Raw genomic sequence first — 18,402 nt, 5'->3', positions numbered from 1 at the left:
TAAAAATATTTAAAAATAACCATTAAATCTAAATTTAAAAAAGATTGACTAAGTTAATTAAAAAAAATTTAATAACTAGAATATGGCTCTACCATTAACACCTAAAAAAATAATCCCTACCAAATAATAAAAAAATGAATCTACCATTATTACCCAAAAAATAATTCCACCAGATAATTAGAATATGGCTCTACCTGCATTACTTAAAAAATAATCCTACCAAATAATTGGATCATAGATTCATCATTATTTACCTAAAAAATAATAATACTATTTCTCAATAATCTCAAAACCATTATTAGAAGCAGAACTAATTAATACAATATCATCTTCATCCAAATAATTTTTAGTTTTATCTACAATATCACTGTTTTTATCATCAAAGAATGCGTAAATACAAGGTCCAAAAGAACTTATACCCACACCATAAGCACCATTTTCCTTAATAAATCTCATAAGATTCTGAGTTTTCTCATCTTGTAGGTCTATCATTACCTTATTAAACCCTTTATACTGGATATCATTTACAGCTTTTCCAAACTCTTCAATGTCACCTTCAAGTAAAAAAGGTACAAGATTCATGAAGATAATATGCGCCATTTCCTCAACATCATGGGATGGAACAGGACATGTATCTTGAAAGATGTTTACCTCCCTATTACCATTAATATTGTTACCTGATTTGGCAAATGCAAGCATTATTTTCCAATCTTCTGGAAAATCATATCTACCAATAAGCTTTGGTGGTTTTGCAGGAGATACAGAGGATGGTAAAAAGTCAGGTTTTTCACTACGACTATGGCCCCCATCTACAATAAATCCCCCATTATCAAATGCAAAAGTACCTATCCCAGAGGTACCTCCTCTACCAACAATTGCAGATAATTCAACTGCAGATACCTCAATACCTTTTAATTCCGTGATAATTTTAGCAGTAGCTAGAGCTATCTGTGTTCCAGAACCTAAACCACTATGATTTGGAATATGTTCAAGAACTTCAAAATCAAAACCTTCCTCAATGTTATAATAATCACAAACTATTTTTGCTGTTTCTTTAATTTTAGAACTATACTCAGATATAGCATCATCATTAAGTTCCTCTTTAAATTCGACAGTGATATTATTACTTTGTGAAAAATCTCCTTTTAAAACTAGATTTGGTTTACTTAATGTAAGACCAATTCCTCCGTCCATTCTACCATTTGATCCATCCATATTAATAAGAGCCATATGAAGACGGGATGGTGTTTTTATTATCATTTAATTTTCCTCAACCAATTAATACTTTTATAAAATCAAGATTTACCATTTTAAATTTTTCCAAACCAAAAAAAATACCATTATAAAATCAGGATTTTATAAAAATTTTTTTAACTTCATATATATTTCTAAATTAAATACCTTAAATTTTTCCTTAAAAAAGAAATAGTAAAATATAATAAATCAATTAAAAATTAGTAAATTTAATATTTTAAAAAATTAATAAAAAATAGATTAAAAATAGCAAATAAGTATCAAACTTATTTAGCTTTTATTTTCTATATCTAAAACTTCTTTTACAGCTTCTTTAGTATAAGGAACTGAGAATTCTTCCTCAATACCGGATCTGTATCTTGAGTTCATTGTACAGAATGGTATGATTCTACCATCAGGAACTGCATAATGAATAATACATTTTTGAACCCTGTCCTCATCAAAGTTGTATGGATCCATAAAGTGCATACAGGAAATCAACATGGCATTCTTAGAGAATTCGCCTAAAGCATCATAGGACTTGTTCTTAAATACCTCATAAAGGATATGTTTAATATCCAAACCGTTTGGTGCTTTATCAGTATCTATAAAGCTGGACAAGTTTTTAATAGCACTTGCTGCAATTCTTGTTTTAGCTGCAAATTTACCTTCGTTAATCTTGTTAGCACTTTCATCCAAGAAACCTAGGAATTTATCAACATCAATGAAATCAGTGATAGGAATGTATTTAGAGTTTCCATCCTCATCAGTATCTAAAAATACATAGGTTGCTGTACCACAGTGTTGGTGACAGTTTAACATGATTGGATCTACACTGTCATCTAAAGCATAGATGAATCTTGTGACAGGTTCAACTGAGGAAGGTGGATAGAAAGCACTGGTGGTAACTTGACCATCCAATTGTGTTTCGACTTCTTTTTGGAAATCTGGAATGGTGATTCTTTGTTGTTCTACAAGATTGGTATCAATTCTTCCAGAGAAGGATACAGGTTGGAAGTTAACACCATAGATAATATCCCTATTGTCAAATGCAAATTTAATGATGTCTCCAACTTGCTGATCATTTACACCTTTGACTAGTGTAGGTACAAGTACCATACCTAGTTCCGCTTCCCTACATCTTTCAATAGCTTTAAGTTTCTGTGGAAGTAGGTTTTTACCACGGTTGTTAATATAAGGCTCTTCAGTTACACCATCGAATTGCATGTAAACTGTGTTAAGGCCTGCTTCTTTAAGCTCCTCAGCATAGCCTTTCTTCCTTCCAAGTCTTAAACCATTGGTAGCAATTTGAACATGAACAAATCCCTCATCCTTAGCCATCTTAATAAGTTCAGGTAAATCGTTTCTTACAGTAGGCTCTCCACCAGCATATTGGATAGCAGGAGTAGGAACTGGTTTAAGATTCCTTAGGTTTTGAAGCATCATCCTGATTTCAGCCCGGGTAGGTTCAAATAATCGTTTACTTACTGCCGCATTAGCAAAACATACTGGACATTTAAGATTACATCTGTTTGTAACGTCAATTAAACCTAAAACTGTTGAGGTTTGATGTTGCTCACATAAACCACAATTGTTAGGACAACCAGAATTACGTTTAATCTGAGGATTATCAATTTTTGTAGCAGTAGTTGGGAAACTATCTGCCTTTTCATAAAGTTTTGCATCACTCCAATAAGTGTTAGTAAACTCCCCGTGTTCAGGACATGTTTTTTTAATCATTATTTTTCCGTTTTCCTCATAGACTTCAGCGTCTACAGGTTTAAAACATTCCGGACATAGACTTTTGGTTTTTTTAATCAAATAATCACCTATATTTTTAAAATAACATTACCTATAATAATAAAGTTTAAATTAAAAATTTATTAAAATGAAAAAGTAATATAAAAACAAAATAAAATTTAAACTAATTAAATTATTAATTATTATAATATTTAAATATATTTATAACAATGAATATTTAAATTTTTAGAAAAATATTAGAAAACTATTTTTAAAAGGATAATTAAATCTAATAATGTTTATAGAATTTACTTGGGGAAAAAATGAACATTGATTTTTTTTATATTGGTATCTTATGTGTAGTTTCAATTTATTTTATGTTACCTGCATACCTATCCAATATTAGTGGCCTTATATTTGGGGGAGGTACACCATTAGATTTTGGTCATAAAACCAAAGACGGACATGACATAATTGGTAAAGGATGTACCTGGAGAGGACTAATAGCAGGTACTATTATCGGAACTATTGTAGGTGGTCTTCAGGGAATTTACACGCCAACACTTATCCAATTATCCTATGGAATTATCCCTTTGATTACATATAACGGACTATATCAAGGTTTACTTATTGGATTCTTACTTGGCCTAGGGGCTTTGCTTGGTGATGCCAGTGGAAGTTTCATTAAAAGAAGAATCAACATACAACAAGGCGAACCTGCACCAATACTTGATCAGCTAGATTTCGTATTTGGAGCATTAATTATATCTGCATTTGCAATAAGACTTGATTGGCAGGTTATAATTACAATATGTATTTTAACTTTATTCCTACACCTATTCACCAATATGATAGCATATTTAATTGGTGCAAAAGATGTGTGGTATTAAATTCTTCACTTGAAACCCTATTTTTATTTTTTTATTTTTTAAAATATTTTCTACAAATCTTAAAAGTTTGAATAGATACTCTTAAAATCAAATAACAAAAAAATCATTGATAAAAAAAATCGCCTTTTTATTAAAATTCAATTCTTTTTCCGAAATCATCATAATCTTTTTTATAAAGATTATTATAATATATTTCAAAAGATGATTCCGGTAATGCTCTTCTGTATTTTATCATTTTATTCCACATTGAATTAGCTTCATCTTTATTTATTATATTTTTATCAAACAATATCCCCAACAAGTAAGCCGTGGTTAATAAAGGTAATTCAAAATAATCAACATAAAATTTAATATCTTTAAAATTATTTGATGCCAAAATACCTTTATTTTCATAGGCCAAAGTGATTGCTGCAGCTTCACCTTTACCTATTCTACAACCTTTATACAGGTTTCCATTAATAATATTTCTATAATTTAAATATTCTGCTGTTCCGGCATTTAAATCAACTATTTTTACAAAATTATCCTTAATCAATTCTTGTAAGTTATTTTTTACATTTTCTGGGGTTCCTTCACATGTTAATTCCTCATAAACTTGTGAAGGTATATTAATTTCATGAAAGAGTTCTTTCAAAAGGTTTCCCTCGTTAATTATTAAAAAAGAGGATAAACAATCAGAATCATAAAAAGTTTGTTTTTTAATCAATTTAATCCTCCTTTAAATTATATACAATATCTGATCTATAATTCTTTATTAAGATTTCCTCCATTAGACCTTTTGAAATTAAACCCCTTTCATAACTTTTATTCACCAAAGGAATCAATTTACCTAACATGTAAAATTTCTTATCATTTGGTGATTCATTATATAATGTTAAATCATAGCCTAAATTCATAGCATTAATTTTTATAGAACTCTTAAATTTATCAAACTCTCTTTGAGATATATAATCCTCATTTTTAAGCCTAAATAACATTGAATGATGACTAATCTGGAAAAATTGCTCACATTTTATAATATCTTCAAGATTCCACTTGTTAATATTATTATTTTCAATAAACTTTTCTAATCCGCATGATGGTAATAAAAAATAAGAGGCAAAGTTATTAGCCAGTATCTCATTTTCATTATTAAAATTAGTACCGCAAACAGACCAATTATTATCCCCATCAAATAACAAATGATATAACTCATGAGCCAAAGTGAAATTCTGTCTTCCCTTAGTATGATTAGAATTAATCATGATTATTTGATTTTTATCATTCTTACAACAACAGCCACTAATAGATTGATTCATATCATACCATAACAAAGTTAGATCCTTAATCTTATCTAAAACCAATGGAAAAATATCAATTGGACTATGTGTGTTTATATCCCATCTATCTCTTAGCCTAATAGCTAGTTTCTCTTCTTTTTCCATAAATCTTATTCCCCATCATTTAATTCCTCTAATAAGTTTAAGTACTTCATTGTCTCATTAATTTTACTTACAACATTTAAATCATAATCCTTTTTATCAAGTCGAAATGCTATTTTCTGAGGATTATACACATCAGATTCACCTAAAAGATACTCTGGAGAACAATCATATAACAAACATACCTTATCCAAGGAACTTACATTTAAATTTCTTTTGCCCTTTTCAATCTTTGAGTAATTACTTTGATCCAAATCAAGATAATTACTTATTTGTTCCTGAGTTAAATTATTAAGTTTCCTTAATTTTTCAAGTCTTTCACCAAGTTTTTCACCCATTTTAAACACCTTGCCTCCCAAATAATTAATTTAATATTTGACCTATAAAATATATATTTTTTTCCATTTATTTAGGTCAAAGTATAAAATTTAATTGATACTTGATTTTTCATTCCCATAAAATAAATGTTAAATCTAAAAATAACTTATATTTTTAACTATACATCAAAAATAAGAATATAATTTTTGTTAAACTAAATAATATAATATTATAATAATTTAAATAAAAAAATTAAAATAAAACTATTGAATATTGAAAATTAAAAGATCAAATATACCTAATTTAAGAAAAACAGCTAAAAATAATAAAAAAATAAAAACTCAAAAAATAGGTAAATTATGGGAAAATCGAGACAAAAATAAATTTAGTAGAAAAATAGCTAATAAACAACCTATTAAAAAAAATAACCAAGATTTTAAAAAAAAAAATCAGAATTCAAAAAAAATGGATAAAAAAAATAAAAAGTGATTAAGAGTTTCTTAAAAACTCTTCAGTCAATATTGCAGTTCCTACAGCAGGTGCTACAACACATTCCTCATCTGTTAAGAATTCATCCATAGATTTAACAGTCAGACCTAATGATTCTGCAGCAGGTCTATCTATAATATCTTTACCAAGACCGGTTACAACGATAGTATCTAGTCCTTCCCTTTCTGATACTTCACCAATAGCCCCTGCAACTTGTTTAATTTGAGCTTGATGAATGTTTTCAGATAATTGTTTAATATCATCCTCACTTAACATGTCTAAATCTGCACATAACACTCTTGCAATACGTCTTTCACATTCGATGATAGATTTTCCCTTTCCATCATTAGTATTACAGACATAATCATCCTGATTGATTAAACCTAAAACCATATAAATATCAGCGGTTTCGGCAAATAGCTCAGAACCAACCCTATATTCAATAGTTTCACCATCCTTTTCAAGAGGGACCTTATCTAAAAATGCACATAGATTAGTTCTTAATGTACCAGTGTATACAAGTTCACCAGTACCTAACCTTTCCATATCTGAACGACCTTTAGCGCATTCCTTTCCATTTTTAACTGGGATAATATCGGTTGTAGTACTTCCAGTATCTACAAATATACAATCATCAGCGATTTTACTTGCAATTGGTGCTGTTGCAATCCAGTTTGCAGCTGCGGCTTTAAGTGGATCTTTTCTTAAATCCTCAGGAGATTTTACACCATCAAGAGTAATGTATCCTAGAGGAACATCAAAGACGTTTTCACATTTACCTGCAACATCCAATATCCCATCTTTTTTGGTGTTATATGCGTCCACAAGTTCCGCAGTCATTGAGATACCTACACCATCAAGTTCATCAAGAGGGCAGATATTCTCAATTAATTCTTTTAAAACATCTTCAAGTGTATCATTTTCACTCCACATTGGTAAAAATGAGAAATCAGTTTCTATATTTTTTATTTCTCCATTATTATCAAAATCAACAATAGCTAAATCAGTGTTTGCACCACCAATATCAAAACCTGCTATTTTCATTAAATAAACTCCTTATAAATAATTTGAATTGAAATTTTAAAATAATTGTAATAATTATTAGAAAACAATATTCTAATTTTAAGAATATAATAATTATATAAGATTCTATTATAATTAAATCTTACATTTTAAAAAATAGTTTCTAATTAAAAAATTAAAAAGGTAAAAATCAGATAGAAGATATTCTCTAAAAAAAATATTTTAATTGGAAAAGAATATTTTTAAAAATTAAAAAATTAAAGGTTAAAAACGTTATATGAAATAATAAAATCCATTTAAAAGTTTTTAATATGTTAATTCTTAAGCCTTTTCAAGCTTCAATAGTCCATCCTTTTTATAGAATTTAACGGGATATTTAACAGGTATATCCTTAATATCTTCAATAGATATTTTACCGTCTATTAAATCTATAATGGTTTGACCAATATTCATATCCAAAGCTTGTCTTAAGCCTACATAAGGTGTTGTAAATCTTGAATTTATCTCAATAATATAGACTTCAAATTTACCATTATCCTTTTTATTGGCAATTAAGTCTACACCAATAAAACCTTTAAGTCCTTCAATAGCCTTAACAGCTTCAACGGCTGAGTCAAATATCTGATTTAAAGCAGGATGATTATATAGAACCTGGCCACCAAGATATTGTTGTTTATCCTTTGATATGGTTACAAATTGTTTATTTAGGCTTACTGGTATAGCATCAACACCGTCACTTATAAGGCTCACACTTAATACCTCACCTTCAATATATTCCTGGATTAGAACATCACTGCCTTCCGCAAAGACGTTTTCCAAATCATCAATATCTTCCCTTGACTCGATGATCTTGATATCCTCACAGTCCACACCATTTATAGGTTTTGCAATGAATTTATTTTTAATTTCCAGATTGTCTATCAACTCATCATCCAGACCGTATTCATAATTTTCCTTATCCATATTATAAGATTTAAGATTGAACAATATTGGTTTTTTCCAGAATATATCAGAATCCAAAGTGATTTTATAGGTAAATGGCTGAATTGCATCGGATTTTAATGCTTGATACATTTTGAATTTATCTGAGCATATACCTGTTGACTCTGCATTGGACACATAAAGCTTTACATCATTATCCTCTAGGAATTTTGTTAAATCATAAAGATTGTTCTCTTCCTCAGATGCTATAAATATGGATTTCTTAAATTTACGGACATTTTCTATTAGAAAATCCTCTAAAGCGTTATCGGATTTATCCTCATCAAGGACAATTATATTTGCATCCTTACCATCTGCAAGATAGGAATACTTTTTACTTAAAAGAAAGTATACATCCTCATCTTTTAAATCGTCAACCAATCCACTTACAAGTGCCGCCGCTTCGGAACTAATACATAAATCATCTAAACCTGTAGAGGTATAATATTCAAATACCAATATAGAGTTTTCATTTACAGAACTTAAATCATAAGACATAATATCATCATAAATATTTTAAAAAAAGTTAAAATTAAAAATATTATTAATATAACATTTCATCTAAGCCATATTGATTAAACAAGATAATTGAATCTTTAATATTTAAATCGGGACTAGGGAAAACCATTGAATCATTCTTATATACGACCCTTACAAGAGTGTTATGGATATCCTCGAATTCCTCGACAGTGATGTTCTCATCAACATGTCTCATTTCAACATCAAAGGTGGTCATTATCCTATGAGGTGATTCGATCTTTAAATCGTCATTGTCATAGGCCTTCTCAATAACATCCAACATTTGACTTGCTGCAGAGCCGTCACCATATGGATTCTTGGCATTTTTCATCTTATTATAGAATTCCTTATTGTTTAAGATTTTATCTGCAGTTACAAGTATGGTTTCCTTATCCGCACCTACAAGAATATTTCCACCGGCAGTGACTGTTTCAGGTCTTTCAGTGTTATATCTTAAGGTCAATGCAGGAACATTTAATGTGATAGCCTCTTCCTGGAGACCTCCAGAATCAGTTAGGATTATAATTGACTTGGAGATTAAAACTAAAAAGTCGAGATAGCCAATCGGTTTTGTAACTTTGATATGTTCTGCTTCCTCCAGTTTCTCATATAATCCGAATTTTTCCAAGGTTTTCTTAGTTCTTGGATGGATTGGAAAAACAATATTAAAGTCTTTAAGTTCCAATAAAGCCTGGATAATACTGGTAACCCTCTCTTTATCATCCACATTCTCTGCCCTGTGCATAGTGAGTGTAATTATATTGTCCTTATCATTTAAGTCCAAATCGTCCAAGATTGTACTTGTCTTTTCTGCAATCTTTAAGTTCCTATAACAAGTATCTACCACACTATTACCTGTGATATAAATATCCTTAGGAGAGTAACCTTCAAGCACTAAGTTAATGGCAGACTGTTCGGTCGGTACAAAATAGAAATAAGAACAATCATCGGCTGCCTTTCTATTGATCTCCTCAGGCATTGAGACATCATAAGATCTAAGTCCTGCCTCCACATGTCCGACTGGAATATGTAGTTTCTGAGCAACCAATGCACCTGCAAGTACAGCATTTGTATCTCCCTGAACAAGAACAATGTCAGGTTTTTCATCAATCAAAACCTTTTCAATACCTTCCATCATAAGGCCAGTTTGTTTTCCATGAGAACCGGAACCTACATGGATATTATAGTTAGGTTTAGGAAGTTCTAAATCAATGAAAAAGTTCTCACTCATTTCCTTATCATAATGTTGGCCTGTATGGATTAAAAGTAATTCATGACCTCTTTTTTGAATTTCATCAATAACTGGAGCCATTTTAATAATTTCAGGTCTAGTACCTAATACAACACCTATCTTCAAAATAAACACCTTTCTTATAATTAAAAATTTTTCATATTCTATAAATTAGTATTATATATATTTTTTAAATTAATAAAATTTTATAGTTTAAAAATCATCTTCACAATAAATTAACTAAATAAATAATATTACCTAAATCTTTTAAACTGATATCTAAACTACTATCAAAATCATCTTGTCATTAATTAGGTAAACAATATCATCAGATTTTTTTAGATTAATGTTTAAATCTATCGTCAAAACTATCTTCATCATTAATTATTTCTTTAATTCTACTAAGTCCTGCAATATAAACATCACAGTCATAACGGCTTAAAATAATCTCACCAAAATGATTGTTTCTACCTTCTATAAAAGTAAAGAAAACCTCAATATCGGATATGCTTGCACTGCTAATAAATCTAAGATTGTCTTCAATTGTAGACCTTGAACCTCTCATAATAAAAGATTGAATCTCATAAATCCTATCAAGATAGTTTAGAGATTCAAAACCGTGATATTCCAGAAACTGTCTGAAATTGGTGTAGATGGAACCTAAGTCAAGGTCATAATAATCAGAATAATCGGGGTTAGGAACATAAACATTGTTGTAAGAATTTGATACAATAAAATCTTTAGTAAGTTTAAAATAGTCAATATATCTTATAATATGGTTATAAAAATCAATATCACTTAAATCATAGATATAGTCAAAAATCTCCTCCTCTGAAAGATTATTGAAATATTTATAATATTCTATATTAGATAAACCAGATAAGTCTTCCATTGTAATACTTCCTTGAAAATATAATCTAAAAACTGTTTAAAATACATTCAACAATACCATAAGACCTTTGATAATCAATAAGTTTAGATGCAAGATAACGTTTAAACTTTTCCACGGCATAATCATCATATTGAAAATTGATTTTATCATAGATTGTATCCATTAAGATAAGATTTTCAGCTTCCAAAACTTTAATATGAGCTCTTGGTTCATCCTCTTTAGGATTCAAATAATCCTCAACCTGCCCATATGACATGTTGCCACATGAATACTCGACAAACACCCTCATCATCTTACGTATCATATTCCACAGGAAACTTTCACCATAAACATCAATGAAGATAGGTGAGTAATTATTGTTAAGATGTGGAAAGTTCTGCTGTTTAGTGAAGTTATTGGTTTTAAAACTACGTTTTAATCTTTCATCCTCTCCTATGTCCGGAACCGTTACAGAAATCCTATCAATGGTTCTTGTTGTAGTTTTCTGATATCTTTTTGTAAAATTTGTAAAATTGTGAGAACCTTCAAATAAAGAAGCCATTTCATTTAATCTATCAATGTCCAGATCATCTCTAAAGAGAACATATCTGTACCATCTTTGTTTAGCATATCTAGGTTTAAATCCGAATCTAACTGGAGCCTGGGCTAAGAATTGAACATCCTCAGGCAGATATCTGTTAATCTTATTTATATGTAGCTCCTTTTCACTTTGAAAACTTACCACATTTCCAAGACTGTTAACACCTGCATCGGTTCTTCCTGCAATTCTAAAACGTGCATCTTTTAGATCTTCAATGTATTCAAGTTCCATTAAAGTATTAATAATATCTCCTTCAACTGTTCTAACATCAGGTTGTCTTTGAAAACCACTGAAATTAGAGCCAATATATGCCACTTTAAATGCTGTTCTTCTCATAATATCACAATAATTAATACAATATTTAATTAGATAATTAAAATAATTTTCTAAGCCAATATGAAGGGTTTAAAAAAATGACAGAATATAATATCCATTTATTCAAAAACAGTTAAATGTTCAAACAAGGATTCTAAAAGGAAAATTATTAGTATATGCAAATCTAATAAAACAAAATATACTTTTTAGCAAAATAGGAGGTAGAAAAAATGTCTAGTTTAAGAGACGAACATAGAATTAAGAAACATGCAAAAAGAGCATTGAAACTTAAGATTCTTAAAAAAATCGTAAAACACTAAAAATCCTATTAAATCAAAATCAGATAATTTAAATTAGAATAAACATAAGTAGAATATTAAATTAATATTCTACCAACTTTTTTTAAACTAAAAATATAAAAACCCAAATACTTTTTTTAAATCGGATACTCCGCCATTTCTATTCAAATTAAGATTTGAAACATTGATAAATTAAAATTTTTTATATAGGATAAAATAAAAACTTATTTATAATAAATCTTTGGTGTTTTAAATGGTATTTGAAGACAATAAAATGGAGATTATGCCTGCGGTAGATATAAAAAATGGAAAATGTGTTCAGCTTGTTCAGGGAAAACCTGGAAGTGAACAAGTAATTATTGATAATCCTGAAGAGGTTGCTTTAAAATGGGAAAATGAAGGTGCTGAGGTAGTCCATGTAATAGACCTTGATGGAACCATAGACGGTAAAAGCAATGTTAAGTTAATTAAAAAAATCATTGATACAGTAAATGTTCCAGTTCAAATAGGGGGAGGAATAAGATCTGTAGAATATGCCGGCCAACTATTAGATCTCGGAGTTGAAAGGGTAATAATTGGAACTATGGGCATAATACATCCCGAGACAATAAGGGAATTATCTGATGAATATGGTCCGGAACACATCATGATTTCACTTGACAGTAAAGATTCAAAGGTAGTAATTAAAGGATGGCAGGAAAAGATAGATAAAAGCCCTGTGGAATTATCAAAGGAATTTGCAGACAATGGTGCAGGAAGTATACTCTATACAAATGTTGATGTTGAGGGACTTTTAAATGGATTAAATACAGAACCGATTATAGACCTTGTCAAGTCTTCTCTAATACCAGTTGTATATTCCGGTGGAGTAAGTAGCGAGGACGATTTAAAGATACTTCAAAATACAGGCGTTAAAGGAGTAGTAATTGGATCTGCATTATATAAGAATAAATTAAATCTAAAAGATGCTTTAAAATATCAGGATATAGATTAATCGAAGAATCCAGAAAAGCTGAATTAGGAATCTTGAAATAATGTTTTAATAACATATAAACTAAATCAAATATGAAATTATATGAACTATTTAAGAATTCTAGAAAAAAACTAAACTATTATAATATTAACTAAATTAAAAATCTAAAAAGAACTATATTAATATTATATAAAAACTAAAAATATATTAAAAAAATTTAGAGGTTAGTAATATGACTACAGTTATGGCAACAGGAACTTTCGATTTGTTACATCCTGGACATGGAATTTATCTTCAAAAATCTAAGGAATTAGGAGGACCTGATGCTAAGTTAGTAGTTGTTGTGGCACGTGATTCCACTGTTAAAGCAAGAAAAAGAATTCCCGTTATAAATGAAAACCAACGTCTTGAGATGATCAAGATGTTAAAGCCTGTAGATGAGGCATATCTTGGATATGAAGGGGACAAATTCAGAATCGTTAAAGAATTAAAACCGGACATCATATCCATAGGACCAGATCAGGATTTTGATATTGAAAGATTGGAAGAATCCTTAAGAAAACGTGGAATTAATTCAAAAGTTATGAAGGTTAATGATTATCACAGAGACGACTTGGACAGTAGTTGTAAAATCATTAAAAAAATAAAAGAATCTGATTTTAAAGACAAAAGATTAGAAAACTGTGATTAATCCTAATTAATTGAAAATTAAAGTATTTAAAATAAATAACAAAAATAGAAGGTATTGAATTATGGTTAATGTAGCTATTATTGGAGCCAGTGGTTATACTGGTGGTGAATTATTAAGATTATTGTTAAATCATCCGGAAGTTGAAGTAAGTACAGTGACATCAAGAAGTAATGAATCAAAACCAATTGAGACAATCCATCACCATTTACAAGATACTGGATTGGTATTTGAAAACAAAGAACTTGGGGAATTTGATGAGGATATAATATTTACAGCAACACCTCATGGAGCATCAATGAAAATCATTCCTGATTTATATGAAAAGACCGATGCAAAAATCATTGATTTAAGTGGAGATTATAGGTTTGATGATTATTCGGTTTATGAAAAATGGTATCATTTAAAACACACAGAGCCAATACCAAGTGTCTATGGTCTTCCAGAAATTCACAGGGAGGAGATTAAAAAATCAAGACTTATTGGAAATCCAGGTTGTTTTACAACAGGAGCCATCCTATCAGGTTATCCATTATCCAAACACCAATTAGCAGATAGAATGATATTTGACTCTAAAACTGGTGTAAGTGGTGCAGGAATTTCACCTTCCGAAACAACCCATTATCCAAACATTGCAGATAATGTTAATCCATATAAAGTAACTACCCACAGACATACTCCTGAAATCCAGCAGGAACTTCAAAGATTCTCAGATGTCAAGATTTCATTTACACCAATACTCGTACCTGTTGAAAGGGGAATACTTACAACTAACCATGTACTGTTATCTGATGATGTGGGATATGAAACTAAAGAGGAAAGGGAAGATCTTCAAGGAAAAATCACAGAAATCTATAAAAAAGAATATAAAGACGAACCATTTGTAAAGATACTTGAAAATGGTGAGATTCCAAGATTAAGCTCAGTACGTGGATCCAACTATATCCACATTGGCTGTTTTGAAGTTGATGAAACTGGTCAACTTGTAGTCATTTCTGCAATAGATAACCTTGTAAAAGGTGCTGCAGGTCAAGCAATACAAAACATGAATATCATGTGTGGATTTGATGAAAAGGCAGGTTTAAACCTTTATGGATTACATCCATAAAATTAAAACCTCCCATAATCTTTTTAACTAATTATTATAAAAATTATTTCAAAATAAGATACAATATAAAAATATTCAATCTGAAAAATCGCTAATTTTACAAAAACATGAAAAGTTTAAGAAATTTTATTTAAACTATTAATTTTAAATAGATATTTTATAAATTGATTAATATTATTAAATAATAACAAACTATATTAATTGAAAAAATATACTTTTACATAATATTGAATTTTATATTGAATAAAAGAAAATATTGATTAAAATGAAAACCTTAATTATATATTACTCTGACAGTGAAAAAACAAAGATTGTTGCTGAAACATTATCTGTTAAGTTAGATGGAGATTTAATACAGATAGAAGATAAGAAAAATCGTTCAGGTTTTAAAAATAGGTTAACATCCTCCATTGATGCTTTAAGAGAAAATAAAACCGAAATTTCTCCAAAACGTGTTGATGTTAGTGACTATGATGTAATTTACTTTGGAACACCTGTATGGTCAGGTAAACCTAGTCCCGCTATTATTACAATAATCGATAGATGTGACCTCAGAGGTAAAGATGTGGTATTATTTGCAACAATGACCTCATCAGGTGCAAAGGCAAGTTTAGATAGAATGGAGGAAAAGGTTAAAGCCCGTGGTGGTAGAGTAATAGAAAGATTTTCTCTTAAAACTAAAGGTAAAAGTGATAATAAACTTAGAAAGGATAGTGAAGTCTGTGCTAAACTATTAGATTTAAGTATTTATCAATAGATAACAATATTTTATTAACCTTTTTACTTATTTTAAACCAAAACTAATTCTTCAATAAAAATAATAAATATCTAACATTATAAAACAAAAACTAATTCTTTGATAAATAACTAAGCTCCCAAACAAAGGCTAATTCTTTAATAATAATAATAACAACAATTAATAACTCCATAAATAAACTAAAACTAATTCTATTTAACAAAAATAACAATTAATAACTTCAAATAAAAAAAACTAATTTTTTAATGAGTAGATAATTAACTAACTTCACAGGCTGAAACTAGTTCTTCAATAAAAATAGTTAATTAACTCAAATTCAATAAAACCAGAAAGAATTTTTTAAGGCTTTAATTAGAATAATATTTTTTAAAATTACACTAAAATAAATATATTTTATAAAAATATTAAAAACAGATTGATTTTTTTAATTTTTTAATACTAAAATTCTATTTTAAACAATATATTATAAAATATTATATATTACCGAAATGAATAATAATAAATTAGAAATATAATTATATTTCTATTTGAAAAATTTTAGATAAAAAAAAATGTCGAATATTTTTAAATCTAAAATCAAAATCTTTACAATAAAATAATTATTTTATTATTAAATCATAATCGATTTATGATTGTTAATAATCTATTTAAAAAATATTTGTGACTTAACAAGTATTTTTTCCAATTTAGTCAAATGATTTAAATTAAAATTAAATTTTAAATGTTTAACATTTATTTAAAATTTTAATCTAAAAATGAATAATAGGTGGATTATGTTAGAAAAATTTATGGAAAACTATAAATTATTAATAATCGTTCCTATAGTCATTGCTATTTTATCTTTAACCTGTTTAGCAACAATTGGTATTGATGAAGGTGTTGATCTTAAAGGAGGTACAATGGCCGAAGTTACTCTAAATCATCAAATGAGTAATGATCAAATCACAAGTCAATTACAAAGTGCACTTCATGTTAATGAGGTTAAAATTATAAGTAATTCAAATAATAAAGCCACTATTGAATTATCCGATAAAGTAGATGTAGGACAATTTAAACAGGCACTAAATGGAATGGGAACTGTAACAAGTTATAATACAGTAGGACCTGTATTAAGTCAGGAAGCTATGAACCAAGTCTATTGGGCATTACTCTTTGCATTTATTTTTATGGCAATCACTGTATTTTTCGTATTTAGAGAAATCGTTCCGGCATTTGCAGTTATTTTATCTGCACTCTTCGATATAATTTATGCTGCTGGAGGAATGGCTTTACTCAATGTTCCTTTATCCATCGCATCTGTAGGTGCTTTGTTAATGTTAATAGGTTATAGTGTAGATACCGATATTATGTTAACAACCCGTCTATTAAAACGTAAAAATGGAACTGTAGTTGAAAGAGCAACTGAAGCTATGAAGACTGGTTTAACCATGTCTATAGCAGCTATTGCTGCAATGGTTGTATTGTATGTAGTAACAGACATATTTATGCCACAAGCAAAAACTTTAAGTGAAATTTCTATGGTTTTAATTCTCGGATTAGTTGCAGATATAATTAACACATGGTTTATGAACCTTGGAATCTTAAGGAAATACATCGATTTCAAAAACAATAGGAAACATAACCATAAAAGGAAGGTGGGAGCATGAGGAGACGAAATGATCCTGTCGAATTCCTAAAGGACAAACATGTTATCTTATTAATTGTATGTATTATTCTAAGTATAATTTGTATTGCAACATTTGGAATTTCAGAAGGTCTTGATCTAAAAGGAGGATCTGTCATACAGCTCCAATTAGAACATCCCGTTGATAGAGAAACAATGAATGTTGTTACCACAGTATTGGATAAACGTTTAAACTTGTATGGTATTAGTGATGTAAAAGTTAGACAAAGTGGTAATCAACAAGTTGTAGTAGAGATGGCAGGAGCCACACCTGAAGAGGTGGAGCGGCTAATTGGAAATCCTGGTGTATTTGAGGCAAAAATTGATAACAAAACAGTTCTTACTGGTTCCGATATTAGTAGTGTTGATATGTACCAAGTAACAGGTCAATCCTGGCAAGTACCATTTAAACTTACTACCCAAGGAGCTAAGAAATTTGCCCAGAATGCTAAAGGAAAGTCTGGTCATGAAGTAGTTATGTACTTAGATGGAAAACCAATCGATAAGAACCCACCTAAGTTATCAGCCGAATTAGCCAATGGAGAACCTACAACTGAACTTGAAGTTACTGGTGGAGGTAACGACGAGCAAGACGCTAAACAAAAAGCAAATGATATTTACACTGTTTTAAAAACAGGTTCCCTACCAGTAAAGGTTAGTGTAATTGGTTCAGATACTGTCTCAGCAGAATTAGGTCAACAATTTATTGAAGGAACAATGGTTGCAGCAATTCTTGCAATTCTTGCTATCTTTGTAATTATCTTCATAAGATATAGAAGACCGATACTCGTATTCCCTATACTTATAACAACCTTGTCAGAGGTACTTATTGTACTGGGAATAGCGTCTGTAATACATTGGAATATAGATCTTGCAGCTATCGCCGGTTTAATGGCATCTGTAGGTACTGGTGTAGACGATCAAATTATTATTACCGATGAGGTATTGGCTCATCAAGGTGAAAACACTAAGAAAAGTAGAAGACGAACTAGAACTAAAATGAATGTAGATAAAGCATTCTTCATTATCTTTGCATCTGCAGGTACTTTAATTGCAGCAATGTTACCATTAACATATGTTGGATTTGTAAGAGGTGCAAGTGGTATTGGTACAATATCTGGTTTCGCATTTACCACAATCTTAGGTGTTCTTGTAGGTGTATTTATTACAAGACCTGCATATGCAAAATTCGTAGAATTATTTGTCAAATAGACAAATAATCTCTATTTTTTACTTTTTTATAATCAAACTATTTTTATTAATTAAGATTTAAAAAATAATT

18 protein-coding genes are annotated in these 18,402 nt (G+C 29.4%); 8 read left to right on the top strand and 10 right to left on the bottom strand.

The window, feature by feature from the left end; all coding sequences use genetic code 11:
• Nucleotides 1–270 precede the first annotated feature (270 nt).
• Complete coding sequence (locus ON24_RS08260) at nucleotides 271–1,260, bottom strand: beta-ribofuranosylaminobenzene 5'-phosphate synthase (RefSeq protein WP_040682608.1); 990 nt, start codon at nucleotides 1,258–1,260, stop codon at nucleotides 271–273.
• Between the two features lie 264 nt (nucleotides 1,261–1,524).
• Entirely contained in the window at nucleotides 1,525–3,054 is a 1,530-nt protein-coding gene (tes, locus tag ON24_RS08255) for a tetraether lipid synthase Tes (RefSeq protein WP_040682607.1), read from the bottom strand.
• A 242-nt stretch (nucleotides 3,055–3,296) separates the two neighbouring features.
• Here tes and ON24_RS08250 point away from each other — a divergent pair, with 242 nt between their 5' ends.
• Complete coding sequence (locus ON24_RS08250) at nucleotides 3,297–3,863, top strand: CDP-2,3-bis-(O-geranylgeranyl)-sn-glycerol synthase (RefSeq protein ID WP_016358114.1); 567 nt, start codon at nucleotides 3,297–3,299, stop codon at nucleotides 3,861–3,863.
• Between the two features lie 130 nt (nucleotides 3,864–3,993).
• On the opposite strand, the gene ON24_RS08245 is transcribed toward ON24_RS08250, so the two are convergent.
• From ON24_RS08245 to ON24_RS08235, 3 genes are read right to left on the bottom strand one after another with little or no spacing between them, the layout of a single operon-like run.
• Nucleotides 3,994–4,569, bottom strand: coding sequence for a hypothetical protein (locus tag ON24_RS08245; protein ID WP_016358113.1), 576 nt, complete (start codon nucleotides 4,567–4,569; stop codon nucleotides 3,994–3,996).
• Nucleotide 4,570: 1 nt separating this feature from the next.
• Nucleotides 4,571–5,287, bottom strand: coding sequence for an ImmA/IrrE family metallo-endopeptidase (locus ON24_RS08240; protein ID WP_016358112.1), 717 nt, complete (start codon nucleotides 5,285–5,287; stop codon nucleotides 4,571–4,573).
• A gap of 5 nt (nucleotides 5,288–5,292) precedes the next feature.
• On the bottom strand, nucleotides 5,293–5,622 hold the full coding sequence (locus ON24_RS08235; RefSeq protein ID WP_016358111.1) for a helix-turn-helix domain-containing protein: 330 nt from the start codon (nucleotides 5,620–5,622) through the stop codon (nucleotides 5,293–5,295).
• A 253-nt stretch (nucleotides 5,623–5,875) separates the two neighbouring features.
• On the opposite strand from ON24_RS08235, the gene ON24_RS08230 reads away from it, so the two are divergent.
• A complete protein-coding gene (locus ON24_RS08230; RefSeq protein WP_040682606.1) occupies nucleotides 5,876–6,091 on the top strand; it encodes a hypothetical protein in 216 nt (71 codons plus the stop codon).
• Here the strand turns inward: ON24_RS08230 and ON24_RS08225 are convergent, their stop codons facing one another.
• The 5 genes from ON24_RS08225 to truA form a co-directional block, all read right to left on the bottom strand.
• Nucleotides 6,092–7,135: a hydantoinase/oxoprolinase family protein gene (locus ON24_RS08225; protein ID WP_040682605.1), complete on the bottom strand. Its 1,044-nt coding sequence runs from the start codon at nucleotides 7,133–7,135 to the stop codon at nucleotides 6,092–6,094.
• A 300-nt stretch (nucleotides 7,136–7,435) separates the two neighbouring features.
• Nucleotides 7,436–8,593: an ATP-grasp domain-containing protein gene (locus ON24_RS08220; protein WP_016358109.1), complete on the bottom strand. Its 1,158-nt coding sequence runs from the start codon at nucleotides 8,591–8,593 to the stop codon at nucleotides 7,436–7,438.
• A gap of 46 nt (nucleotides 8,594–8,639) precedes the next feature.
• The gene (gene wecB / locus ON24_RS08215) at nucleotides 8,640–9,971 is read right to left on the bottom strand and encodes a non-hydrolyzing UDP-N-acetylglucosamine 2-epimerase (RefSeq protein ID WP_040682604.1); all 1,332 of its coding nucleotides are present in this window, start codon (nucleotides 9,969–9,971) and stop codon (nucleotides 8,640–8,642) included.
• Nucleotides 9,972–10,188: 217 nt separating this feature from the next.
• On the bottom strand, nucleotides 10,189–10,737 hold the full coding sequence (locus tag ON24_RS08210; RefSeq protein WP_016358107.1) for a hypothetical protein: 549 nt from the start codon (nucleotides 10,735–10,737) through the stop codon (nucleotides 10,189–10,191).
• 25 nt (nucleotides 10,738–10,762) lie between these two features.
• The gene (gene truA / locus ON24_RS08205) at nucleotides 10,763–11,653 is read right to left on the bottom strand and encodes a tRNA pseudouridine(38-40) synthase TruA (protein ID WP_016358106.1); all 891 of its coding nucleotides are present in this window, start codon (nucleotides 11,651–11,653) and stop codon (nucleotides 10,763–10,765) included.
• A 531-nt stretch (nucleotides 11,654–12,184) separates the two neighbouring features.
• On the opposite strand from truA, the gene hisA reads away from it, so the two are divergent.
• From hisA to ON24_RS08175, 6 genes are all read left to right on the top strand, one after another.
• On the top strand, nucleotides 12,185–12,925 hold the full coding sequence (hisA, locus tag ON24_RS08200; RefSeq protein WP_016358105.1) for a 1-(5-phosphoribosyl)-5-[(5-phosphoribosylamino)methylideneamino]imidazole-4-carboxamide isomerase: 741 nt from the start codon (nucleotides 12,185–12,187) through the stop codon (nucleotides 12,923–12,925).
• Between the two features lie 211 nt (nucleotides 12,926–13,136).
• Nucleotides 13,137–13,595, top strand: coding sequence for an adenylyltransferase/cytidyltransferase family protein (locus ON24_RS08195; protein ID WP_016358104.1), 459 nt, complete (start codon nucleotides 13,137–13,139; stop codon nucleotides 13,593–13,595).
• Nucleotides 13,596–13,656: 61 nt separating this feature from the next.
• Nucleotides 13,657–14,700 carry an N-acetyl-gamma-glutamyl-phosphate reductase gene (argC, locus tag ON24_RS08190; RefSeq protein WP_016358103.1) on the top strand — a complete coding sequence of 348 codons (1,044 nt, stop codon included), beginning with the start codon at nucleotides 13,657–13,659 and terminating at the stop codon, nucleotides 14,698–14,700.
• Between the two features lie 265 nt (nucleotides 14,701–14,965).
• The gene (locus ON24_RS08185; RefSeq protein WP_016358102.1) at nucleotides 14,966–15,457 is read left to right on the top strand and encodes a flavodoxin family protein; all 492 of its coding nucleotides are present in this window, start codon (nucleotides 14,966–14,968) and stop codon (nucleotides 15,455–15,457) included.
• Between the two features lie 773 nt (nucleotides 15,458–16,230).
• Complete coding sequence (locus tag ON24_RS08180) at nucleotides 16,231–17,103, top strand: protein translocase subunit SecF (protein WP_016358101.1); 873 nt, start codon at nucleotides 16,231–16,233, stop codon at nucleotides 17,101–17,103.
• Nucleotides 17,100–18,332 carry a preprotein translocase subunit SecD gene (locus ON24_RS08175; RefSeq protein WP_016358100.1) on the top strand — a complete coding sequence of 411 codons (1,233 nt, stop codon included), beginning with the start codon at nucleotides 17,100–17,102 and terminating at the stop codon, nucleotides 18,330–18,332. The genes ON24_RS08180 and ON24_RS08175 overlap by 4 nt, the downstream gene beginning before the upstream one ends.
• Nucleotides 18,333–18,402 lie beyond the last annotated feature (70 nt).

The sequence above is a fragment of the Methanobrevibacter boviskoreani JH1 genome (genome assembly GCF_000320505.1).
Classification (GTDB): domain Archaea; phylum Methanobacteriota; class Methanobacteria; order Methanobacteriales; family Methanobacteriaceae; genus Methanarmilla; species Methanarmilla boviskoreani.
The sequence above is the reverse complement of the archived record's forward strand: the minus strand, read 5'-3'. Positions and strand labels throughout refer to the sequence as shown.